At 29.9% G+C, this 21306-nt stretch carries 19 protein-coding genes; 12 read left to right on the forward strand and 7 right to left on the reverse strand.

The window, feature by feature from the left end:
- Positions 1–60: 60 nt before the first annotated feature.
- The 4 genes from recF to dnaA form a co-directional block, all read right to left on the reverse strand.
- On the reverse strand, positions 61–1212 hold the full coding sequence (gene recF, locus IMX26_RS11425) for a DNA replication/repair protein RecF (protein WP_195158517.1): 1152 nt from the start codon (positions 1210–1212) through the stop codon (positions 61–63).
- Positions 1199–1423 carry an RNA-binding S4 domain-containing protein gene (locus IMX26_RS11430; protein WP_195158518.1) on the reverse strand — a complete coding sequence of 75 codons (225 nt, stop codon included), beginning with the start codon at positions 1421–1423 and terminating at the stop codon, positions 1199–1201. Before IMX26_RS11430 ends, recF begins: the two co-directional genes overlap by 14 nt.
- Positions 1424–2536, reverse strand: a complete 1113-nt coding sequence (gene dnaN, locus IMX26_RS11435; protein WP_195158519.1) for a DNA polymerase III subunit beta — start codon at positions 2534–2536, stop codon at positions 1424–1426.
- Positions 2537–2715: 179 nt separating this feature from the next.
- Positions 2716–4095: a chromosomal replication initiator protein DnaA gene (gene dnaA / locus IMX26_RS11440; protein ID WP_207729280.1), complete on the reverse strand. Its 1380-nt coding sequence runs from the start codon at positions 4093–4095 to the stop codon at positions 2716–2718.
- Between the two features lie 474 nt (positions 4096–4569).
- Here dnaA and rpmH point away from each other — a divergent pair, with 474 nt between their 5' ends.
- From rpmH to mnmE, 7 genes are all read left to right on the forward strand, one after another.
- Positions 4570–4704 (forward strand): 50S ribosomal protein L34, encoded by a 135-nt coding sequence (gene rpmH, locus IMX26_RS11445; protein WP_195158520.1) that lies wholly within the window; start codon positions 4570–4572, stop codon positions 4702–4704.
- A 56-nt stretch (positions 4705–4760) separates the two neighbouring features.
- Positions 4761–5114 carry a ribonuclease P protein component gene (gene rnpA / locus IMX26_RS11450; RefSeq protein ID WP_195158521.1) on the forward strand — a complete coding sequence of 118 codons (354 nt, stop codon included), beginning with the start codon at positions 4761–4763 and terminating at the stop codon, positions 5112–5114.
- Position 5115: 1 nt separating this feature from the next.
- Positions 5116–5325 (forward strand): membrane protein insertion efficiency factor YidD, encoded by a 210-nt coding sequence (yidD, locus tag IMX26_RS11455; protein ID WP_195158522.1) that lies wholly within the window; start codon positions 5116–5118, stop codon positions 5323–5325.
- Between the two features lie 22 nt (positions 5326–5347).
- Positions 5348–6043 (forward strand): YidC/Oxa1 family membrane protein insertase, encoded by a 696-nt coding sequence (locus IMX26_RS11460; protein WP_195158523.1) that lies wholly within the window; start codon positions 5348–5350, stop codon positions 6041–6043.
- The gene (locus tag IMX26_RS11465; protein ID WP_195158524.1) at positions 6024–6287 is read left to right on the forward strand and encodes a Jag N-terminal domain-containing protein; all 264 of its coding nucleotides are present in this window, start codon (positions 6024–6026) and stop codon (positions 6285–6287) included. The genes IMX26_RS11460 and IMX26_RS11465 overlap by 20 nt, the downstream gene beginning before the upstream one ends.
- Before the next feature lie 50 nt (positions 6288–6337).
- Positions 6338–7021: an RNA-binding cell elongation regulator Jag/EloR gene (jag, locus tag IMX26_RS11470; RefSeq protein WP_279324902.1), complete on the forward strand. Its 684-nt coding sequence runs from the start codon at positions 6338–6340 to the stop codon at positions 7019–7021.
- A 157-nt stretch (positions 7022–7178) separates the two neighbouring features.
- Positions 7179–8549 (forward strand): tRNA uridine-5-carboxymethylaminomethyl(34) synthesis GTPase MnmE, encoded by a 1371-nt coding sequence (gene mnmE, locus IMX26_RS11475; RefSeq protein ID WP_195158526.1) that lies wholly within the window; start codon positions 7179–7181, stop codon positions 8547–8549.
- A 242-nt stretch (positions 8550–8791) separates the two neighbouring features.
- Here mnmE and IMX26_RS11480 read toward each other — a convergent pair whose 3' ends face one another.
- Complete coding sequence (locus IMX26_RS11480; protein ID WP_195158527.1) at positions 8792–12847, reverse strand: hypothetical protein; 4056 nt, start codon at positions 12845–12847, stop codon at positions 8792–8794.
- Positions 12848–13082: 235 nt separating this feature from the next.
- Between IMX26_RS11480 and mnmG the strand changes: the two genes are divergently transcribed.
- The 4 genes from mnmG (at position 13083) to IMX26_RS11500 (ending at position 18224) form a co-directional block, all read left to right on the forward strand.
- Complete coding sequence (gene mnmG / locus IMX26_RS11485; protein ID WP_195158528.1) at positions 13083–14948, forward strand: tRNA uridine-5-carboxymethylaminomethyl(34) synthesis enzyme MnmG; 1866 nt, start codon at positions 13083–13085, stop codon at positions 14946–14948.
- A gap of 6 nt (positions 14949–14954) precedes the next feature.
- On the forward strand, positions 14955–15674 hold the full coding sequence (rsmG, locus tag IMX26_RS11490) for a 16S rRNA (guanine(527)-N(7))-methyltransferase RsmG (RefSeq protein ID WP_195158529.1): 720 nt from the start codon (positions 14955–14957) through the stop codon (positions 15672–15674).
- A gap of 156 nt (positions 15675–15830) precedes the next feature.
- The gene (gene noc / locus IMX26_RS11495) at positions 15831–16625 is read left to right on the forward strand and encodes a nucleoid occlusion protein (RefSeq protein ID WP_195158530.1); all 795 of its coding nucleotides are present in this window, start codon (positions 15831–15833) and stop codon (positions 16623–16625) included.
- A gap of 237 nt (positions 16626–16862) precedes the next feature.
- Positions 16863–18224 (forward strand): HEAT repeat domain-containing protein, encoded by a 1362-nt coding sequence (locus IMX26_RS11500; RefSeq protein ID WP_195158531.1) that lies wholly within the window; start codon positions 16863–16865, stop codon positions 18222–18224.
- Between the two features lie 49 nt (positions 18225–18273).
- Here the strand turns inward: IMX26_RS11500 and rpoE are convergent, their stop codons facing one another.
- The gene (gene rpoE, locus IMX26_RS11505) at positions 18274–18732 is read right to left on the reverse strand and encodes a DNA-directed RNA polymerase subunit delta (RefSeq protein ID WP_195158532.1); all 459 of its coding nucleotides are present in this window, start codon (positions 18730–18732) and stop codon (positions 18274–18276) included.
- Between the two features lie 89 nt (positions 18733–18821).
- Positions 18822–19790 carry a hypothetical protein gene (locus IMX26_RS11510; RefSeq protein WP_195158533.1) on the reverse strand — a complete coding sequence of 323 codons (969 nt, stop codon included), beginning with the start codon at positions 19788–19790 and terminating at the stop codon, positions 18822–18824.
- A 131-nt stretch (positions 19791–19921) separates the two neighbouring features.
- Here IMX26_RS11510 and IMX26_RS11515 point away from each other — a divergent pair, with 131 nt between their 5' ends.
- On the forward strand, positions 19922–20920 hold the full coding sequence (locus IMX26_RS11515) for a D-cysteine desulfhydrase family protein (RefSeq protein WP_195158534.1): 999 nt from the start codon (positions 19922–19924) through the stop codon (positions 20918–20920).
- Positions 20921–21306: the final 386 nt, after the last annotated feature.

Genomic DNA, 21306 nt, shown 5'->3' on the forward strand with positions numbered 1-21306 from the left:
ATTATATCACACTAAATACATACAACAAAGCTTTCAAGGGTAAAATTGAGACTTAGAGAATTACTCTCTATTTATTTTACTACCTTGCTCAAAGAACTTTCCGTTTTCAACTCTATAAATATTGGCATCTCTAATTATTTTATCGGATAAAAGAGAAATATCTGTTGTTGCTACAAAGGTTTGGCTATTTCCTGCTGCTGTTTCTAATAATAAGGTTTGTCTTTTACGATCTAATTCACTTAACACATCATCTAACAGTAAAATAGGCATCTCTCCTGTTTCTGATTTCATAAATTGGAGCTCAGCAAGCTTTAGTGACAAAACCGTTGTTCGTTGCTGACCCTGAGAACCAAATCGTTTAACGTCATGTCCATTTATTATAAAACCTAAATCATCTAAGTGTGGGCCAACTAAAGATGTTCTTCGCTCTTTTTCTTTTTTACTTACTAACTTTAACTTTTGAAAGAACATATCCTCAATAATATCTTTTTTTATTTTATAAACTTTAGAGATATCATCTTCAAGCCCTAAACTTGACTTATAGTTAATTATTAAATTATCTTCACCATTGCTTATATTTCTATGTGCCAACTTAGCCAAAATACTTAATTTATATAACATTTCAAGTCTTCTTAATATAATATTTGTACCTAAGTTTATCATTTGATCATTAAAAGTTGCCAAAATACTCTCTGAAAAGCCATTTCGATGAGCATTTTTTAAAAGCATGTTTCGCTGCTTAATTATTCTATCGTATTGCTGACAGGTTTTATAGTAAGCAGGAATAACTTGACTAATTTCTAAATCTATAAATTCTCTCCGTAAACGTGGTCCCCCACTAACTAACTGTAAGTCTCTCGGAAAAAAAGACACAACATTAAGGTAACCTAATAAATCGGCTACCTTTTTTCTGTTTATTCCATCTATAGTTAACTGCTTTTTATTTTCTGAAATACCTAAATATAAGCTATAGTTGCTTTCTTTTTTTTCTAAATCTATCACAACTTCACTTTTTGTTTTGTTAAAATTAATTAAATCAGAAGTTTTAGTTGTTCTGTAAGATCTTCCTGACACAAACATATAAATAGATTCTAAAAAATTAGATTTACCTTGAGCGTTACTACCCAAAAAAATATTAAGGTTTTTTGCTGGTTTAATGTCTGCTTTAAGGATATTTCTAAAATTGTAGCTAACAACTCTAGTTATTTTCATTAATAATAACCACCAGTTTTAATTGATTATCTATTTCAACAATATCTCCATGTTTCAATTTTCTACGATACCTGTACTCACTATCGCCATTAACAGTAACTAGTCTTTCATCAACTAACATTTTAACTTCACTACCGCTAACTACCACATTAGCCCACTTTAAAAACTGCATTAAATTTATTTCTTTACTATTAACCACAATTTGTTCCATTTAATTTCTTCCTGCAACTGGCATTAATAAAGCAAATCCTCTATCATCGCCCTCTGGTTGAGCTACAACCATATTATACTTTTCAGCAAACTTCATAAATACAACATCGGAGTTTATATGTTTAACTAAATCCTGTAAATATTTTAGAGTAAACGATACTTGGATATCATCGCCATCTCTTTCAACAGCTACTTCCTCTGTATGTTGACCTAAATCTATTGACTTACCATGTACAGTGAAAACGTTGTCTTTACAAGTAATATTTACTACTCCATTTTGTGAATCTCTAATAATTAGGGCGGCGCGCTCTAGGCTTCCTTGTAAGTCAGATTTAACTATTTTAACACTTGAGTGATATCCACTAGGTAAATATTGCACTATATCTGGATATTGTCCTTCTATCAGCTTGGAGTAAATACTAACCCCACCGATATTAAGCATAATTTGACCGTTTCCAAACATTATTTCTGTTTCTTCTGAGTCAATTGATTGTAGTAACCTAATTATCTCTTGACCATTTTTCCCAGGCAATACTAATCTTCTATTTTCGCCTTTATAAAAACACTCTCTCTTAATTGAAGAAATTCTAAAACCATCGCATGCGCTTAATCTAATAAGATCCTCTTGAAACTCCATTAAAACTCCCGTAAATATAGGTCTAATATCATCTTTAGAAGCTACATATAGGGTATTATCAAACATTTTCAATAACTCTTGAGAATTTAAGTTTAAGCCTGCAGTATACTCTCCCCCTGTAACATTAGGAAACTCTACACCAGGGAGTCCTACTAATTCCATTTTAAACATGTCACCTTTTATGGTTGTACGATAATTATTATAATTCACATTAATTTCTAGTTTATCTACATTACTTTTTCTTACTATATCCAAAAAAACAGAGGCTGGTAAAATAACACTACCCATTTCTATTACTTCACAATCTATGGCACATTTAACTGTAAACTCTAAATTAGAAGCGGTCATAGTTAAGGAATTTTCATCTACTTCTAGGAGTATCCCCCCTAGTGTATCTAAAATATCTTTGGTAGATGCAGCACGTGCAGTTAAGGCTACTGCATAATTTAATTCATTTCTGTTACATATAATATTCATAAAAAAACCCCCTTAGTTTATACATCAATAATTATTTTAAAGTAATAATAATAATAATAAGGTCTGTTAAAACTGTGTATAACCCAATATTGCATTATATTTAGACAAATTTCGCATGTTAATATTTTGTGCAAAACTCATAGTAAACTAACTAACTTATTAACTAAATTCACAGATAACTATTTAGGTTTAATTTTATTTTTTAGTTCTGCTATTACACCAGCCAACTTAAAATCTGTTTTTATTTTTTGGTTTATCTTATCGCATGAATGCAGCACAGTAGTATGATCTCTTCCACCAAACTCATTACCTATTTTAGGTAATGAATGATCTGTTAATTCTCTTGCTAAAAACATCGCCACTTGTCTTGGCAATACAATACTTTTATTACGTTTATTAGAGATTAAAACTGTTTCAGTTAAGTTATAATATTCTGCAACTATCTTTTTAATTAAATCTATAGTAACTGGTCTAAAGCTACTCTGTGGTAACACATCTTTTAGTACAGCTCTAATAGATTCTATAGATAAAGGTACTTCATTAATACTTGCATAGGCATTTATTCTGGTTAATGCACCTTCTAGTTCTCTTATATTACTATTAATATTTTCAGCTATAAAAAAGGTGATGTTTTCAGGAATATCATACTTCTCCATCTCACATTTTTTTCGCAAAATCGCAACACGTGTTTCTAACTCTGGAGGTTGAATATCTGTTAATAGTCCCCACTCAAATCTAGACCTCAAGCGCTCTTCTAACTCACGTATTTCTCTTGGTGGTCTATCACTAGATATGATTAGTTGCTTCTTAGCATTATATAGTTCATTAAAGGTGTGGAAAAACTCAACCTGAGTACGCTCTTTGTTTTCTAAAAATTGAATATCATCAATCATGAGAATATCAGCATTTCTGTATTTATTTCTAAATTTTGAAGTAGTATTGTTTTGAGTTGCATCAATAAACTCGTTAATAAATTTTTCTGAAGATATATAAATTATTCTTAAATCGGGGTGTTTTTCACGTACATGATGTCCTATTGCGTGCATTAAATGGGTTTTACCTAAACCTGATCCACCATATAAAAACAAAGGATTATATGATTCGGCTGGATTTTTAGCCACAGCAAGAGAAGCTGCATGAGCAAATCTATTACTTTCACCTATAACAAAGGTATCAAATACATATTTGGGGTTTAGATTTAATTCATTATGAATTTGCAAGGGTTTGTTGTTACTATTTATATCAAATTTTAGTTGTTGATTTTCCACAGTAATGTGATTATTTACAATACTTAAATAGCCATCTACTTCAGACTTTTCTATAAATTCTACATCATAACTTTCATCACAAATTTCACTTAGGCATTCTTTAAAGAGATGTAAGTAGTTTTTATTTAGCCAATGAATAAAAAAAGAATTAGGAACCTCTACAGCAACAATATTGTTGTGAATTAATATTGCATTAGTGTTTTTCACCCATATATCGAAGCCTGCCTTATTTGTACGGCTCTCCATTTTTTCTAAAACACGTTGCCAAATTGATTCAACATTTAAAGACACAGGAAATCACCTCATTAAATTTAAGAATACCAGTATACTATTTTAACAAAAAATAAACAATTCATAGAGAATCATTTTTTAAAAATGGATAACTATATTAGTTTTCCACATAATATTAGAGGTATAATTTATAGTATGATTAAGAAATTAACAAGTTATAAACAGATACTTGCTAAAAAAATAAATAAATTAGTTAATTTCAGAGTTATTAAAAAATAATTGGTAATTCTGCTCACTAAAAGAAACAATTTATCCACAAGAAACTCAATATTTGTGTATATACATATAGTTAATATTGATATCAACTATAATAATAGCAAATTAAAATTGCATCAGCAACAAAATATCGACTTAATTTTCTGTTGAAAACCCTGTTAATTACTTATTTTTAGCTACTTTCGACACTCCTTTCTTGACCTTCATTAAGATAATAATTATAATATTAAGGACGCGAGCGGGGAGGTGTATAGAATAATGAAAAGAACATTCCAGCCTAATAATAGAAAAAGAAAAAAAACACATGGCTTCCGCAAACGCATGAGTACTTCTGATGGAAGAAAGGTATTAAAAAGACGTCGCTTAAAAGGCAGAAAAAGAGTTTCAGTTTAGACCACTAAATAGTGGTCTATTGAACTTTGACTAAATACTTTTTTAAGGAGCGCTGTATGCGTCGAAAATACTCACTTAAAACGAAAAGAGATTTTGTTCGTTTATATCGACGTGGCAAAACTAGCGTTGATAGCAGATTAGTAGTATATGCAAAAAAAGGTGAAGCTAATAACTGTAGAATAGGATTTTCAATTAGTAAGAAAATTGGAAATGCAGTAGTACGAAATCGCATTAAACGGCAACTACGAGAAATATTTCGCTCGCGCAACCATGAATTTAACAAAAATTATGACTTAGTAGTTGTTGTCCGTAAAGGAAGCGTTGGTGCAACGTATCAGCAATTAGACAAAACATTTTTTTACCATTGTACTAAACTAGGTTTGATTGACAATGTAAAAGGAGATGATTAAGTTGCAAAAGATAATTTTGCAGCTAATTAAGTTTTACCAAAAAAAAGTTTCTCCAAGTATGGGTGCTCATTGTCGTTTTCGACCAACTTGTTCTCAATATGCTTATGAAGCTATAAGTAGATTTGGTTTGATAAAAGGTGGGATCAAGGCTTTATGGAGGGTTATGCGGTGTAATCCCTTATTTAAAGGCGGATATGATCCAGTAAAATAATAAAGGAGGTTGGTCATACAGGATGGGATTTTTATCTAATATAGTACTTTCCATCGTTGATTTTTTTTATGGGGTAACAAAGAATTATGGTGTTAGTATAATTCTTCTTACACTTACAGTACGATTTGCATTATTACCCCTAAACATTAAGAGTATGAAATTTACCCATATTTCTAAAGTTTTAAACCCTAAAATGCAGGAAATACAAAAGAAGTATAAGAATGATAAAGAAAAACTTAATCAAGCAACATTAGAGCTCTGGCAAAAGTATAAAGTAAACCCCGCAGCAGGTTGTTTACCTTTATTTATTCAGTTTCCGATACTTATTGCAGTAATTACTGCGTTGCGTTCTCCAGATTTCTTTAAAGTTGCTCAACCAATGTTTTTAGGTATAAATTTAAAATTACCTGATACTGGTTACGCATGGGCATTTGGAATTAAGTATTTAATACTTCCAATTTTATCGGTTGTAACAACATATCTTCAAACTAAAGTAACATCTGCGGGAAATCCTCAGGCTAACATGAAGTCTATGACAATAATGATGACAATTATGATGGGATGGATCACTATAAGTTATCCATCAGGAATAGCTCTATATTGGGTAACTGGTAATATATTTGCTATAGTTCAATATATGGTCTTTAATAGAATAATGGATGGTAAAGATCTTTTACCAGAAGAAGGGGTTAAAGATAGTGAAAAAAAGCGTAATTAAAAGCGCTAAAACAGTTGAAGAGGCTGTTAGGCTCGCTTTAAAAGAGCTAAATACTACTGAAGATAAAGTTGATATTAATATTATAGAACAACCTTCATCTGGCTTTTTAGGAATAATAGGTGTTAAGCCAGCAATAATTAAAGTAGTAGAAAAAGACGATAGAAAAAGTGACTATTCCTTAAAATCACAGATTAATGTAACCAATAAACACAGAGAGTCAAAAAAAGAAACAAAAAAACCATAGAAAAAAGGCAAGTTAGTAATACCTTAAATAGTCGTAAACAAGATATAGACATAGTTGATTTTGTTCAGCAAATTTGTGATAAAATAGTTGCTGGCTGTAAAGTTAATAAACTATCGGAAGATGAAGAAGGTTTAAGTTTAACTATTATAGGTGACGACATAGGATTAATAGTAGGTAAACATGGTGAAACTCTAAATTCTATTCAATACTTGGCTGCTATGGTATACAGTAGACAGCAAGGAAGTTATAAAAGAGTTAGTGTAGATGCAGGTGGTTATCGTGAAAGAAGAGAAAAGAAAATAATTGAGTTTGGTACTCGTATGGCTCAAAAGGCAAGTAGAACAGGAAGAAGAATTTCATTAGAGCCTATGAACTCATATGAACGAAGAATAGTTCATATGGCATTACAAGATATGGATGGTATAAGCACCTTTAGTGAAGGTGAAGAGCCAAATAGAAGAGTGGTTATTGCTCCTGCTAATGAAAGAAGTAGCAATAGATACAGTAGAAGTAATAGAAAGTATAATAATTCTAAAGATGATAGATATAGAAAAGACAGACCTAATAACACACCACATAGATCATCTAATAGGTCATCAAACTCTAATAATAACAACACAAGTAACAATAATACAAAGAATAACAATACAAAAAAGGTTGTTAAACCTAAAAAGAACGAGAGTAATCCATACGAGCATTATTATAGCAAGTATGATAATCGTTATAAAAAGTAAACTCTATAAAAGCTGTGCAATTTGCACAGCTTTTTGTTAATTTAGTGAGTTTTATAGTGTACAAATAAACTAATAAATTGTATGATTATTATCTGTAGAGATATACTTATTAGTGGATATATTTTTTTATAGGTATCTTGTTTATGGGGTGAATATAATGGATACAATAGTTGCTATAGCAACGGCAATGGGTGAAGGTGGTATTGGAATAATACGTTTAAGTGGTCCTGAGGCTGTTTATGTAACAGATAAAATATTTGTACATGTTAAAGGAAAAAAACTTATAAACCTCGACTCCCATAAGATATATTATGGAAATATTATTGATAAAGAAAACAGAATTATTGACGAAGTTCTTGTTAGTTTAATGAGAGCTCCTTTAACCTATACCAAAGAAGATGTTGTTGAAATTAATTGTCACGGTGGAATACAGCCTCTAAATCAAATACTACAGTTACTTTTAGCACAACCCAATATTCGCTTAGCTGAGGCAGGAGAGTTTACCAAAAGAGCCTTTTTAAACGGTAGAATTGATTTAGCTCAGGCTGAGTCTGTAATAGATATTATTAGGTCAAAAACTGATAGTGCTTTGAGAGTGTCTATGGGTCAGTTACAAGGGATATTATCTAAAAAAGTAAATGAGCTTTATGATAACTTACTTGAATTACAAGCAGAAATATCGCTAAATATAGATTACCCTGAATATGATGAATATGAAAGCAGTAAAAGTAATGTTCAAGAAAAACTAAAAAATATAAGTAAAAAAATAGATTTACTTTTGCACAATAGTAAACTTGGGAGAATTGTACGAGAGGGGATTAAAACAGCCATTGTTGGTAGACCTAATGTTGGTAAATCGTCTCTTTTAAACGCCCTACTAGGAGAAGATAGAGCTATTGTCACAGATATTCCTGGAACCACCCGTGATACAGTTGAAGAGTCTTTAAACTTAGGTGGCATTCCATTACATGTTGTTGATACTGCTGGTATTCGTGATTCAAACAATATAGTTGAAAAAATTGGCATAGAACGATCAAGAAAAGCTTTGATTTCAGCAGATTTAGTATTACTGGTGATTGATGTATCACATAATTTAACGGTAGAAGACTTAGAATTACTTAATAACGTTCCTAATGATAGAACTATCTTAATTCTAAATAAAAATGATTTACAAAAAGTAATTACAGAAGAAGAAATAAAAAAATATAAACTACCTATTGTTGAGTTATCTGCTCTAAAGGGAGTAGGCATAAAAGGTCTTGAGGAATTAGTTAAAAAAATGTTTATGACAGGTAAAATAGAGAGTAATAATACAGCCTTAGTAAGTAATGTACGTCATATCGATCTACTAAAAAAAGCTTGCCAAGATATTGAACAGGCCTTAACTGCTTTACACGACAATATGCCTATAGATTTAGTAAATATAGACATTCAAAATGCTCGTGAAAATATAGGTAGTATTACTGGAAAAACGGTTCACGAAGAATTACTCGACTTTATTTTTGCTGAATTTTGTGTAGGGAAATAAGTAATACTAACTTTATTAAAATTAATTGAAGTAATCTACACCCCGATTTCTGGATGTAAAAGTATAGAAACGGGGTGTTTTTATTAGGACTAATATATGTCTTGTACAATACCTAAACAAGTGATTTAATTGTAGGCTAGTAGCTAATAATACAACTTTAAATTATCACATTCATTTTTATCATAAGCTAAATTTTTAACATAATAAAATTATACACTTATCCTTAATGTGCCCTATCAAGTTTACTTTAGAATCCAAGCACTTTTATTATCAGGTAGTAAAGAATTGCTTAAGGATAGTGTGAAATAGTATCCTTTTGATCTTAAGGACCTTAATATAGTTCTCATATTTACTGTATCTATAATATATAAGTTTCCTTGAGGACGGTAGTCATAGTATTCATAGTTATTTTTTACTAACCAGTCTATTAGGTTAAATTTATCACTATCAGTATGCTCTTTTATATCTTCTTGTTGTAAGTACAAGTTTGCATATGTGTCGCTATCTGGGTTAAAAGCAGTAGGATTTTTTTCATAAGTTATATTGCTATTGTTAACTGAAGGAGTTGTATTTGCATCTTTTGTTAAGCTATGTTGCTCATTGGTGAATGGTTCAAAGCTAAAAGTTTCATCATAGCCAATATCCTCATCACTAAAGTTAAATAAAGCAGCTTTATTATTAATATCTGAATCAGTAAAGCCATATTTAGTATTTCTTTTGTTTTTAGTTAAAACATCTTTTAGAGAATTAATTTGATTTTTAAGGCTTTTGTTAATTTCATTAAAACCCTCATTATCTGCTACCAAATTATCACTAACTGCAACCTCCTTAAATGGAATATTTAATTCTTTTTTAATGCATTCGTTTGTTGTCGCTTTAAAATTAGTTAGATACTTATTAAAAAATTCAGTATAATTAAAATCATCAATAGCTAGTTTTGTTATAAAATCAATATTTATGGTATTCTTTAAACATGTATATAGACTATCAACATTCTGTTCTAAGTCAACTAAAATTACTTGTAAATCACTTTTACTTAGTTGTAATAATCTCTTAATTAAGCTCTCATTTAAGCTAGTTACTTTACGTTTATCAATAATTAGAATTGGTGTTTTTATAATAATAGCTAAATCTATCTCTAAGTTATTTAACAATATGTTTTGTTGAGATCTAATGCCATGCTCAGCTAAACTGTTAGCTAGGTTTTTAACAGCTGTATTGCTGTAAGTTATACTATTATGGATACTGTTGAACTCAATGAAATCTACTAACTCATTTTGAATTGGTAAAAGATCATTAGTGTGACTTGTATTATACATATAACAAAAAAACTCTTGAGTTCTTGCTAGTATGGTACATAGTTCTGCCCTTATATTGTTGTCGTATTTTAACACCTTTGAGTAATCATTATGAAAATCTAAAGCCAAAACAATATCATAGTAGTCATTACTTAAACCGTTTATATTGCTAACTAAGACATTTGATAAATTATTTTCATTGATTAATTTATTTAACATAAGGTATAAATTATTGCTTAAATCAACTAAGATTATTTTTTTACTAGAGTTAGTCTTTTTATTTAAATCTGTAATCATTTTTAGTATATAGTCGTAGAATTTATTTTCATTTTTAATTATACTGGTCATATCAATAGCAAAAATTGAGTTATTAAATTTATTTCCTAAATACCTTAAGTTGTTGTTATAACAAAGTTTGTTTAGGCAGTTAACAACAGACAATGGATTGATTGTATTATTATTGAGAGAATATAAAGTAACACAGTTACCTTCTATTAAATCAAATAAGTTATTGCTGTTTATAATGTTAGATTTATTTTTTACATTAGCCAATAATGACTCACTTAATTCAGATATGGTTTCATAATCATTTAGCACACACTCTTTATAATACTGGCTTTTATCTCCAATAACTAAGCATTTTTCAGTAACACATAAAGCTAATACCCCATATATATCTATTTTTTCGCTATTATTTATGATGATTAAGTCATAAAAGCTATCATTATTTTTAATAGTTTCATCTATAAATTGTTGGTAGGTCATTATGTTAAAACTGTTTTTATACATAGAATTGAAGTTTTGCTCATAACCAAGATTAATCTCATTTTTGATGGCATTAATTGGCTTAAGAGAGGCTGTTAAATCTATTACACAACTCTCAGTATTTATTAAATCAGTAACATTTTTATTAGAATCATACAACAAGTCTTCTTTTGTATATTTAATTCTATCTGTTAACAATTTAGTTAAATCAGTAAGTGCAAACTTACTTAAAGTATCAATTAAATCATGCTCAATATATTGTTGAGCATATTGATTGAAAAATTCTTTCCATTTAAATCCACATTCAAGTAATTTGTTTATATATATCCTCCAAGTATTTTCATACCAATTTGAAGATTTTACTATGTTATTATAGTATTTTGATAAACACTTGATTAAATTATTGTCTTTTTTGGATAACTCACCTTCACCAATTGTAACCATCATTTTGCTCCACATTTGAATTAGCTTATTTTTTAGTATTTGCCTCTCAATGTGCATTTTAATTAGTAAAAAATCATTAAGTATTTTTGGTTTGTGATTATTTACTAAACAACTATTAATGACATTTTTCCACGGCCTTGAAAAGGTATAGTCTAATCTTCGTAGTTTATGCTTTCTTTTAAGATAATCTATTATTTCATTAACTGTTTTAAGAATAAAATCTAATTTTAGCAGCTTATTGAGTTCAATATTGACTCCATTAAGAGTTTTTTTAGAGCTTTTATAAAAAACTGTAAAGTCGTCAATGAGTTTTTTTAGCTTTAGCCAGTCTTCATTTAGGGATTTAATTTTATTTTGATTAGCTATAATTTTTGTATAAGGGTATTTCTCAAAAATATCGTAGATTATGTTATTAGTATCTTTTAAAACTCCTATTAGAAGACCTTTTTGGTAAACAGCATCATCATTCCAATATAGTTGATTATTATTTTTAGATAAATCATTGCTATAAATACCTTTTTTTATATTACATTCTTTAATATTATCTAGTGCACAAGCTAAGTTATTATAAGACTCTTTGTACTCTTTAAATAAATTATTATCAAAACTTTTTGAGTTAGCCACATTTTTATTAAATATTATACTTGGTAAGTTTTTAGTTAGGTTATTAACATACTTTTGGGTAGGCTCAATAATTAGTATATTTTTTTCCTTACTTAAATAATGACTTATTGCATTTGTTATAATGCTAATATAATCAGTACTGGCACGAGAATTTACTAAGCATATATTATCCTGCTCTAAAGTAGTTAAAATATCTATGCTAGTAAGGTCCAAATTAAGTAAATTAAAATTACCTAGATTATCAAGTGCATTAGTATTACTTAGTTTAGGAAGGCTACAGTTTAAAAAATAATCTAAGGCAGAAGCTTTATTTCTGTTTTTTTGGAAAATCAGCAAATTATTAATAATATCACTAAATGGTTTTTTTATAGGTAATAAAAACAAAACTGGAGAATAGTTTAAGCTAATTAAATTTCTATTACCGGTTGTAATATTTTTGAAAATTTCAGTTAATATAGAATTGAGCTTAGTGCCACCAGGTAAATCTAGTTTGTTTTTGGAAAATCTATCTATGCAATTCTCAATGGCTAGGGCACTAACACCGGGTATTGATGTAAGGATATTGGTATTTAGATAAGGCTCGCTAATTTTTTTTAAAACAATGTTGTTGTCATTTGCAAGTATTAAAGATACTGGCTGATGTATTAAAGGGAAGTGAATATCTACGCCATCTTTATTTAGTTTTAATAGCCCGTTACCTAATACTAAATTTAGGTTATCATTATTGTTGTATGTAAAAATTAAATCCTTTAATTCACAATAGAGCTTAGAGTATTTATCAAAGGTAACTAGATCGTTAAGCCATTGCGTTCGATCGTTAAAATATTTGCTCATTTTAGATTTAATTTCAAGATATAATGTATTATTTTTACAATCATTTAGGTTTAAGCTTTTTAGAATAATGTCATTGCTTAATTGTGGGTCACAAAAATCACTAGTAATAAAACTAGCTAAGCTTTTATCTGGTAATGGACAAGCTGGTGAGCAAGGGTGTAAAAATCTAAGTAGCTCATTACTCTCACTACACTGTAATACATAGGGGTTTTCACTTATTGAATTGAGCCATACTGTATGCTCAAATCCTTCAATATTGTTTACAGTTTTGTTAGTTATCTTATAATAAGCTTTTAAAAATCTCAGTAGTTGTGAACTAGGATGTATATTCATGGATTAGGAGTCCTCCCTGAATTTGATGTTTTGTCATTGATGTATTTTTCACATAATTTATTATTATTTTACAACATAATGTACTATTAGTTAAGAACATTAGCTAAGATATATTGTATTATAGTAGTTTATATCAATAGTTTGAAAACTAAATCTATGGAAATGTTATTATCCAGCACTAAGTTTGTTATAATAATAAAAGCTTGTTGTTAAAGAATATTAGAAGGTGTATATAATGAAATATAGCTACGATGTAATAGTAATAGGTGCAGGGCATGCTGGTGTTGAGGCTACATTAGCAGCAGCTCGTATGGGTTGTAATACTGCTATTTTAACTTTAAATTTAGATAATGTAGGCTTAATGCCGTGTAATCCATCTGTAGGTGGACCAGCAAAGGGTCACGTTGTTTGTGAAATAGATGCTCTTGGTGGTGAAATGGCTAAGGCTATAGATGATAGTTACTTGCAAATAAGAGTTTTAAATAAAAGTAAGGGTCCAGCTGTTTATGCATTAAGGGCTCAGGCAGATAAAATAATGTATCAGCAACGAATTAAAAAAACATTAGAAAATCATAAAAATATTGATTTAATACAATCAGTAGTAACAGATGTTTTAACTAAAGAAAATAGAATATATGGAGTAAAAACTAATACCGGAGCTATTTATGAGGCTAAGGCTGTAATTTTAGCAACTGGTACTTATTTAAATGGCAGAATAATATATGGAGATGTAGCTTATTCTGGAGGACCTAACGGACAATTTGCAGCTCAAAGGCTTAGTAAAAGTTTAGCCAAACTTAATATAGAGTTAGGTAGGTTTAAAACTGGAACACCACCTAGAATTAATGGCAAAACGGTTGACTATAGTCAGCTAACAATTCAGCCAGGAGATGAAGATATTGCTGGGTTTTCATTTGATTCTACTAATCAAAAATATCGTCAACTACCCTGTTGGTTAACCTTTACAAATGAAAATACTCATAATGTTATTAGGGATAATCTACACAGATCACCTCTTTTTGGAGGGGTTATTGAGGGCACAGGACCAAGATACTGCCCTTCTATTGAAGATAAAGTGGTAAGATTTCCAGATAAGGAACGCCATCAAATATTTTTGGAACCTGAAGGGTTTCATACAAACGAAATGTATGTTAATGGTTTATCTACTAGTTTACCAGAGGATGTTCAATGGAAAATGTTAAGAACTATACCTGGTTTAGAGAAAGCAGATATTTTAAGACTTGGTTATGCCATAGAATATGATTATATTTTGCCTCTGCAATTAAACCCTACTTTAGAATTAAAAAAAATTAGTGGATTGTATGCTGCCGGACAAGTAAATGGATCATCGGGTTATGAAGAGGCAGCAGGACAAGGATTATTAGCAGGTATTAATGCTGCTGCTAAAATAAAGCAATTACCGGCTTTAATTTTACGTAGATCTCAGGCTTATATAGGTGTGTTAATAGATGACTTGGTTACTAAGGGTACAAATGAACCGTACAGACTCATGACCTCTAGGGCAGAGCATAGACTTCTGTTAAGACAAGACAATGCTGATTTAAGATTAACTGAGTTGGCAAGACAATATGGAATTATTAGTGATGAAAGATGGAGAAAATTTCAAAAGAAGCAGGAGCAATTAAAACTAGGTAGATTGTGGTTGAAAACTACAAAAGTAAAGGCTACTAAGGAAAACAACGAATATCTTGAAACCTTAAATACCTCTGCACTCAAAGAAAGCGTTAGTGCTTTTAGTTTATTAAAAAGACCTGAAGTTAATAGCGAAGTTATTTTACAACTAGCACCTGACTTTTTGAATTTGTCTAAAGAGGTTAGGTATCAGCTGGAGATTGAAACTAAGTATGAGGGTTATATTAAGAAACAGCAGTTACTTGTTGATAAATTAAATAAAATGGATGATAAACTACTGCCGACAGATATTGACTACATGATTTTAAAGGGAATCTCATATGAAGCCAGAGAAAAACTCAATAAAATTAAGCCAAAATCTGTAGGTCAGGCCTCCAGAATCTCTGGTGTTTCCCCTGCTGATGTGTCTGTTTTACTTGTATTCTTAGAAACCTATAAAAGGAAATAGCTTATTATGAACCGTACAATAGAAATATTTAATAAAGTATTTGCTGATTCTAAACTTACTTTGAGTGATCAGCAGCTGTGTAAAATGGTGAAATTTTATGAGTATTTAAATGAGGAAAATAAACAATATAATTTAACAGCTATTATAGACCCACAAGAATCTGCTATTAGGCATTTTGTGGACTCTTTAATGTTGAATCTAAGTAAGGAGTTTTTAAACGCTCAAACCGTATTAGATGTAGGCAGTGGTGCGGGTTTTCCGGGCATCCCCTTGGCTATTTTTTATGATTTAAAGCAGTTTACTTTATTAGATTCTCTACAAAAGAGAATTAATTTTTTAACAAATACTGTGGATTTATTAAACCTTAATAACGTAAATTGTGTACATGAAAGAGCTGAAACCTTTTCTAAACAAGCTATTTATAGAGAGCAATTTGATATAGTAACGGCAAGAGCCGTTGCAAATTTAAGTATATTGGCTGAATATTGTTTACCAGCTGTAAAATGTGGAGGCTATTTTATAGCCATGAAAAGCAAGGAAATTGAAAATGAAGTATCTTGTGCATATAATGCAATTTCATTGCTTGGAGGAGGCAATATAGAGGTTAAAGAGTATGATTTACTTGATGGTAGGGAGCGTCAGTTAATTATAGTTAAAAAAATTAATACTAGCCCTCAAAAATATCCAAGAAGACCTGGTATTCCAAAAAAACGTCCTATAACTTAAAAAAACAATATCATTTAGATAAAAAGTCTTATATAATATAAAGCTGTACCAAAGAAATCGTCATCATTCATCATTATTCTTAGAAAATAAAAATGATGAGAAGGATATATAAGCAAAAATGACGAAAATATTTAATTATTAAGAGGGGGTAAAATTATGAATTTCTTTGGAGGAGATAGGCCCGATAAGGTAATACAGATACCACTAAACCATATCAAAATTAACCCATATCAACCTCGAAAAGAGTTTGATTTAGATAAATTACAGGAGCTTTCTGAATCTATTAAAGATATAGGATTACTACAACCAATTGTTGTAAGAAAAAAAGATCATGGTTATGAGTTAATTGCAGGTGAAAGAAGATTAAGAGCTTCAAAAATCGCTAATTTGCAAAAAATACCTGCATTGGTTAAGAATTTTTCTGATAATGAAATAGCCAGGGCTGCCTTAATAGAAAACATCCAAAGAGAAAATTTAAACCCCTTAGAAGAGGCATTAGCCTTTAATTCATTACTAAAAACTTTTGATATGACCCAATCTGAACTAGCAAAACAAGTAGGCAAAAGTCAATCAACTATAGCCAATAAAATGAGGCTCTTAAAGTTACCAGAAGATGTTAAAGGTTTGATTTCTGGAGGTAAATTAACTGAGCGACATGGAAGAGCGTTGTTAGTTTTGCCTGAAGAGCAAAGAAGTGATATTGCTCATACAATTATTGAACAGGGTTGGAATGTTAGACAAACTGTCAAGAACATAGAGACAATGGTAGAAGTAGCTGCTACAACAGAGCGTATTTCAAAACGTAGACCAGTTGTTATTAGAGATGTAAGAATTTTTATTAATGCCATAACTTCAGCCTACAAATCTATGAAAGAAGCTGGCATTGCTGCTGAACTAAATCAAAATGATAGCGAAGAATATCATGAGTTTATAATAAAAATACCTAAATAAATTGTAAGCCTAGGATAAATATAAATAAACTAGGCTTTTTTTAATTTTAAACAAGTTAAATGATAAATTACTATTAAGCTACTTTATTTTATAATCTATAATTGATTTATTTAATCGGTACATAATTAGCTTAAAAATAATCAATAATATTTTATGTCACATTAAGTATTATAAAATATAAATTATGTGTGATAATATAAAAAAATAGTTAGACATAAGACACTAGGAGTTGTATATATGCGTAATAAGAATGTTTTAATTTTATTTATTATTTTATTATTAAGCTTGTTAGTTGCTTGTCAACAATCAACAGATGATATTATAGCTAAAAATATTAACAACCTAACTAAGTCAAATCCCTACTTAAGAATAAAAGCAATAACATCTTTAGCAAGCACTGAAGATGTAAGGGCAATATTACCAATTGCAAAAATGCTTAATGACCCAGATCAAGGTGTTATAAATCAAGCCTATATAGAGTTAAATAAGTTAAGAAACACAGGAATAGCTGTTGATTACAAAATACTTAAGAGTTTAAGTAGCTTTAATGCAAGTGAGCAAAAGGCTATTACAAAGTATACTATAATAGCGCATCAAAATGGTATAGATATTCAAACTGTATTATTAACAGTTTTACCAAAAGTGAATCAAATAGACAATTATGCTGACCTAATAATTTACGTACATTCTAGAGCTAACTCTAATTTGTATCCGCTGTTATTAGCAGAACTATCAACTAGTAATGGTGGAGTAGCGGCAGATGTATTACTTTTACTTGATAAGTATGGCTATACACCATCAAAGGCTTTAGTAGATGAGTTAATAAATCAGGGCTATAAAATATCTGAAGCTACAGGCCAACTATTAGTACAATTTGCTTGTAGGGAAAGCTATGCTAAACCTAATAATCCTAATAATCAATATCAAGTTTTTTATCAAAATGGAAATATTATTATTAATGATAATAGCAGTTCTAGTTTAGAAAGATGCAAACAGGGAGACATTATGTTTAATAACCTTCCTCATAACATAACATATTTAACTAGGCTGGCAATACTGTATAATCAACCAGATGTTCCAAAAGAAATTAAGGGTTTGTTTAATACATTTGTAAACATGGATCAGGAAAAACTAGTATCAATGGTACTTAAAGATAACGAGATACTTTGTAACAATGAAAAACTGAGAGAGTCAGTTATTACAGTGTTTGCCAATAATAGCACAATAAATAGTTGGATAAATGCTGAGTTAAAACCCCTAGATGTTACAGCTGTAATAACACCCATAGCTGAAGTAGAGAATGGCTCAGAATCTAAACCAGATAGCGATAGTAATGATACTGAGATTAAAGAGCAAGCAGTTTTAATAATAGGAGATGATGGATTAATAATTGGCGAATACCACTGGTATTTACCACAAAAATTTAGACCACTAAAAAAAGAGGATATTAGGTACGTAATTAATATAGCTAGTGATGGCACTATATATATAGCAGATATTATTAAAAAAGAGCTTGTTTTGTATCAAGAGCTAAATGACTCAAGTAAAATTTATAAGCTAATAGATGAGTTTATTTTAGGAATAGATTTAGATGATTAACAAAAAAGATCCTCTCTATTTGAAGGGGATCTTTTACATATATATATGATTAGTACTCAGGATAATCATCTTCATCTTCATCATAATCATCTTCTGCATCGTTGTCCTCTGGTTCATCTACTAACTCTATCTCTTCACCATCATACGGAACTAATAATTCACTTTCGTCATCAGCAGAATCTTCTTCGTCTTTGGTCCATTTGTAATCTTCTTTTACTGGTTCGTATTCAACCTCTAACAAATCAATCTCATCATAATTTTTTCTTTTTAAATGTGGAACCTGGCTTTTTAAAGCCCATGTTTTGTCACTTAAAAAGATAAATCTACCATCCAAATTTAATTCAGTGTGTAAAGCGCTTATAGATATATGATATTTATCTACCAAAGACTTTTCTATTAGGTAATAAAGTTCTTTTAAAGACAAAGCTTTATCGGACTTTTTTAACGCTTGATATGCGGCTCCTGGTAAGTCTATACGCTTCTTTTTACGTGGGGGTCTTTGTTTCATTACTGTCCTCCTGAGTTAACATAATTTGTTTTACTATCTATTACTCAAAAAGCATAAAATTATGCTAAAAAAATGCAAAAATATTAGAATTACTTTAACAGCATGATGATACAGTGTTTGATAACACTTTGTATTGTATTATTAAAAGATGTTTTTTCGGTACAATTTTGCCACAAATCATACTCAAAAGTCAATCTTGTTAATGAATTTAAATAGCAAAAAATTTCTTTAAAATTAGAGCCTGTGCTACATAATTCGACCTTTAAGGGATAAATTAGCAATTTTTTGATAATTAATACAGCTGAAATTGTTTTTGGTTTGAACAAATTATTTATACATTCATTGTTATAAATATAATGCGTTAAGTACAAAGAATTATGGGTATTTAGTGATAAATTTTTACTTATATCAATGCTCTTATTGCTGTTGTTGCTAAGAATTAAATAAGCAAGCTCAAATGTGGAAATATTGTTTAATAAACTAGGCCAATCACGATTATTGCATATTTGTAAAAAATCATATCTATAGTGTTTGTAATTAAAAGAAATATCTATAAAAGGTAGACTATTAAAATCAGAATAATTAATTAGCTTTATTTGATAGCCCTGAGCTCTAAAAATATTCTCTTTTGCTTTTAAAAAAGTATTTATTCTATATAATAAGCTATGATTTATGGTGTTATTGTTATATGTTATTTGCACTAGATTGGTTTTATCAGCTGGTTTTTGTAAAAAGCATTGTAGTTTATAAAGCAATTGGTAACAGGTATCATCTGTAATAATAAAATTAATATACCCACTATCACCTTGTATTTTTTTAATTCTATTTAAAGGGTCATAAAACCTCTCAGCTAACACTTGACTAAGTTTGTGGACATTTATATTTAACTTATTTGCTAGATTAAAACAAGTAGTACTAAAGATAAAGTCATCTGATACTGTAATGTTCCAATCTATACTACTTTTATTAGGACATTCTAAATTTGATTTGTAGCTTTTAAATGCTAAAGTTAATCCTTTACTTAAATACTCTATTAAAATTCTATGGGGTATATTCATTTAATCACCTACTATTTTAGTGATATCAGAGTTTAATTAAAATTATACGTCACATATAACATATTTACAAAACGTTGTGAAGGATTTAATCACATTAAATCGAAGAATATATAGTTAGGGAGGGATTAAAAATGTTATTAGATAAATTACCTAGGATACCGCTGGCTTTTATACCTACTCCACTTCAGAAAACAGAGCGATTGGCCCAGAAAATAGGATTAAAAAGTCTGTATATTAAGAGAGATGATCAGACCGGTCTGGCTTTAGGTGGAAATAAAGTAAGAAAGCTTGAGTATTTATTAGCAGATGCTCAAAAAAATAATGCAGATATAATTTTAACAGTAGGGGGACCCCAATCAAATCATTGTAGAATGACCGCAGCAGCAGCCCGTGCTTGTGGCTTTGAATGTGCCCTAATATTTGGTGGCTCTGAAATTCAAGAAGTTCAGGGTAATATGGTTTTAGATAAACTTCTTAAAGCCAAATGGTATTTTTCAGGTGAGCAAGATAGAGATGTTAAAATGCAAGAAATAGCAGAAATGTACAGCAAGAAGGGCAAAAAGCCCTACATAATACCGTTAGGTGGTTCAAATGCTTTGGGCGCAATGGGTTATGTAAAAGCAGGACTAGAGTTAGCTCAGCAATGTAAGGAGCAAGACATAGATCCAGATTATATTTTTTGTGCCTCTGGCTCAGGTGGAACTCAAGCAGGATTAATTTTAGGCTGTCACTTAGGGGGATTAAGCTCTAGAGTTATTGGTATTAGTGTCTCTGGTTCTGCTGATGAATTAACCGAAAAAATTAATATGTTATTAGTTGAAATGGGTGCTAGCTTAGATGTAGATGTTAGCTGTTTGCATCCAGTTACTGTCTATGATGAGTTTGTGGGGGAGGGTTATGGTAGGCCAACAGAGTTATCCCAAAGAGCTCTAGAATACATGGCAAGCGAAGAGGCTATTATTATAGACCCTGTTTACACAGCAAAAGGCTTTGCTGGTCTTATTGGCAAGCTAGAGCAAAATAAAATAACTAAAGATAGTACTGTAGTGTTTGTTCACACTGGTGGTATGCCGGCTTTGTTTGCTGATACAGATTTATATTGGAAACCTGATACAGACATTACACGATAATTACTCATCTTTAATATTGGAATAAATTGGTGTGTTGTAACAATTAGAATTTTTAACACCTTAAGCATAGCCTAAAAAACAAAAATAAATCATTTATGAGCCTAATTTCTTGGTAGATGCCAAAAAATTAGGCTCTAGTATTTTATTAAAATACAATAGCATAAAATAATTTTTGCTTGGTGTTTACTAATACAATATAAAATTAAAAAACTTTCTTTATACTATATTATCCACTTACACATCGCTAAAATAGTTTTATATGCTAACTCTTAATACATTAATACCTAAAAACATTATTAATTGTTCCGGGTATTTAAAACACTTAAATAAACTGAAATATAGGTACTATGTCCCAAGTATTACGCTTAAATTAAACATAATGATAA

The sequence above is a fragment of the Clostridium sp. 'deep sea' genome (assembly GCF_014931565.1).
Lineage (GTDB): Bacteria > Bacillota > UBA994 > PWPR01 > PWPR01.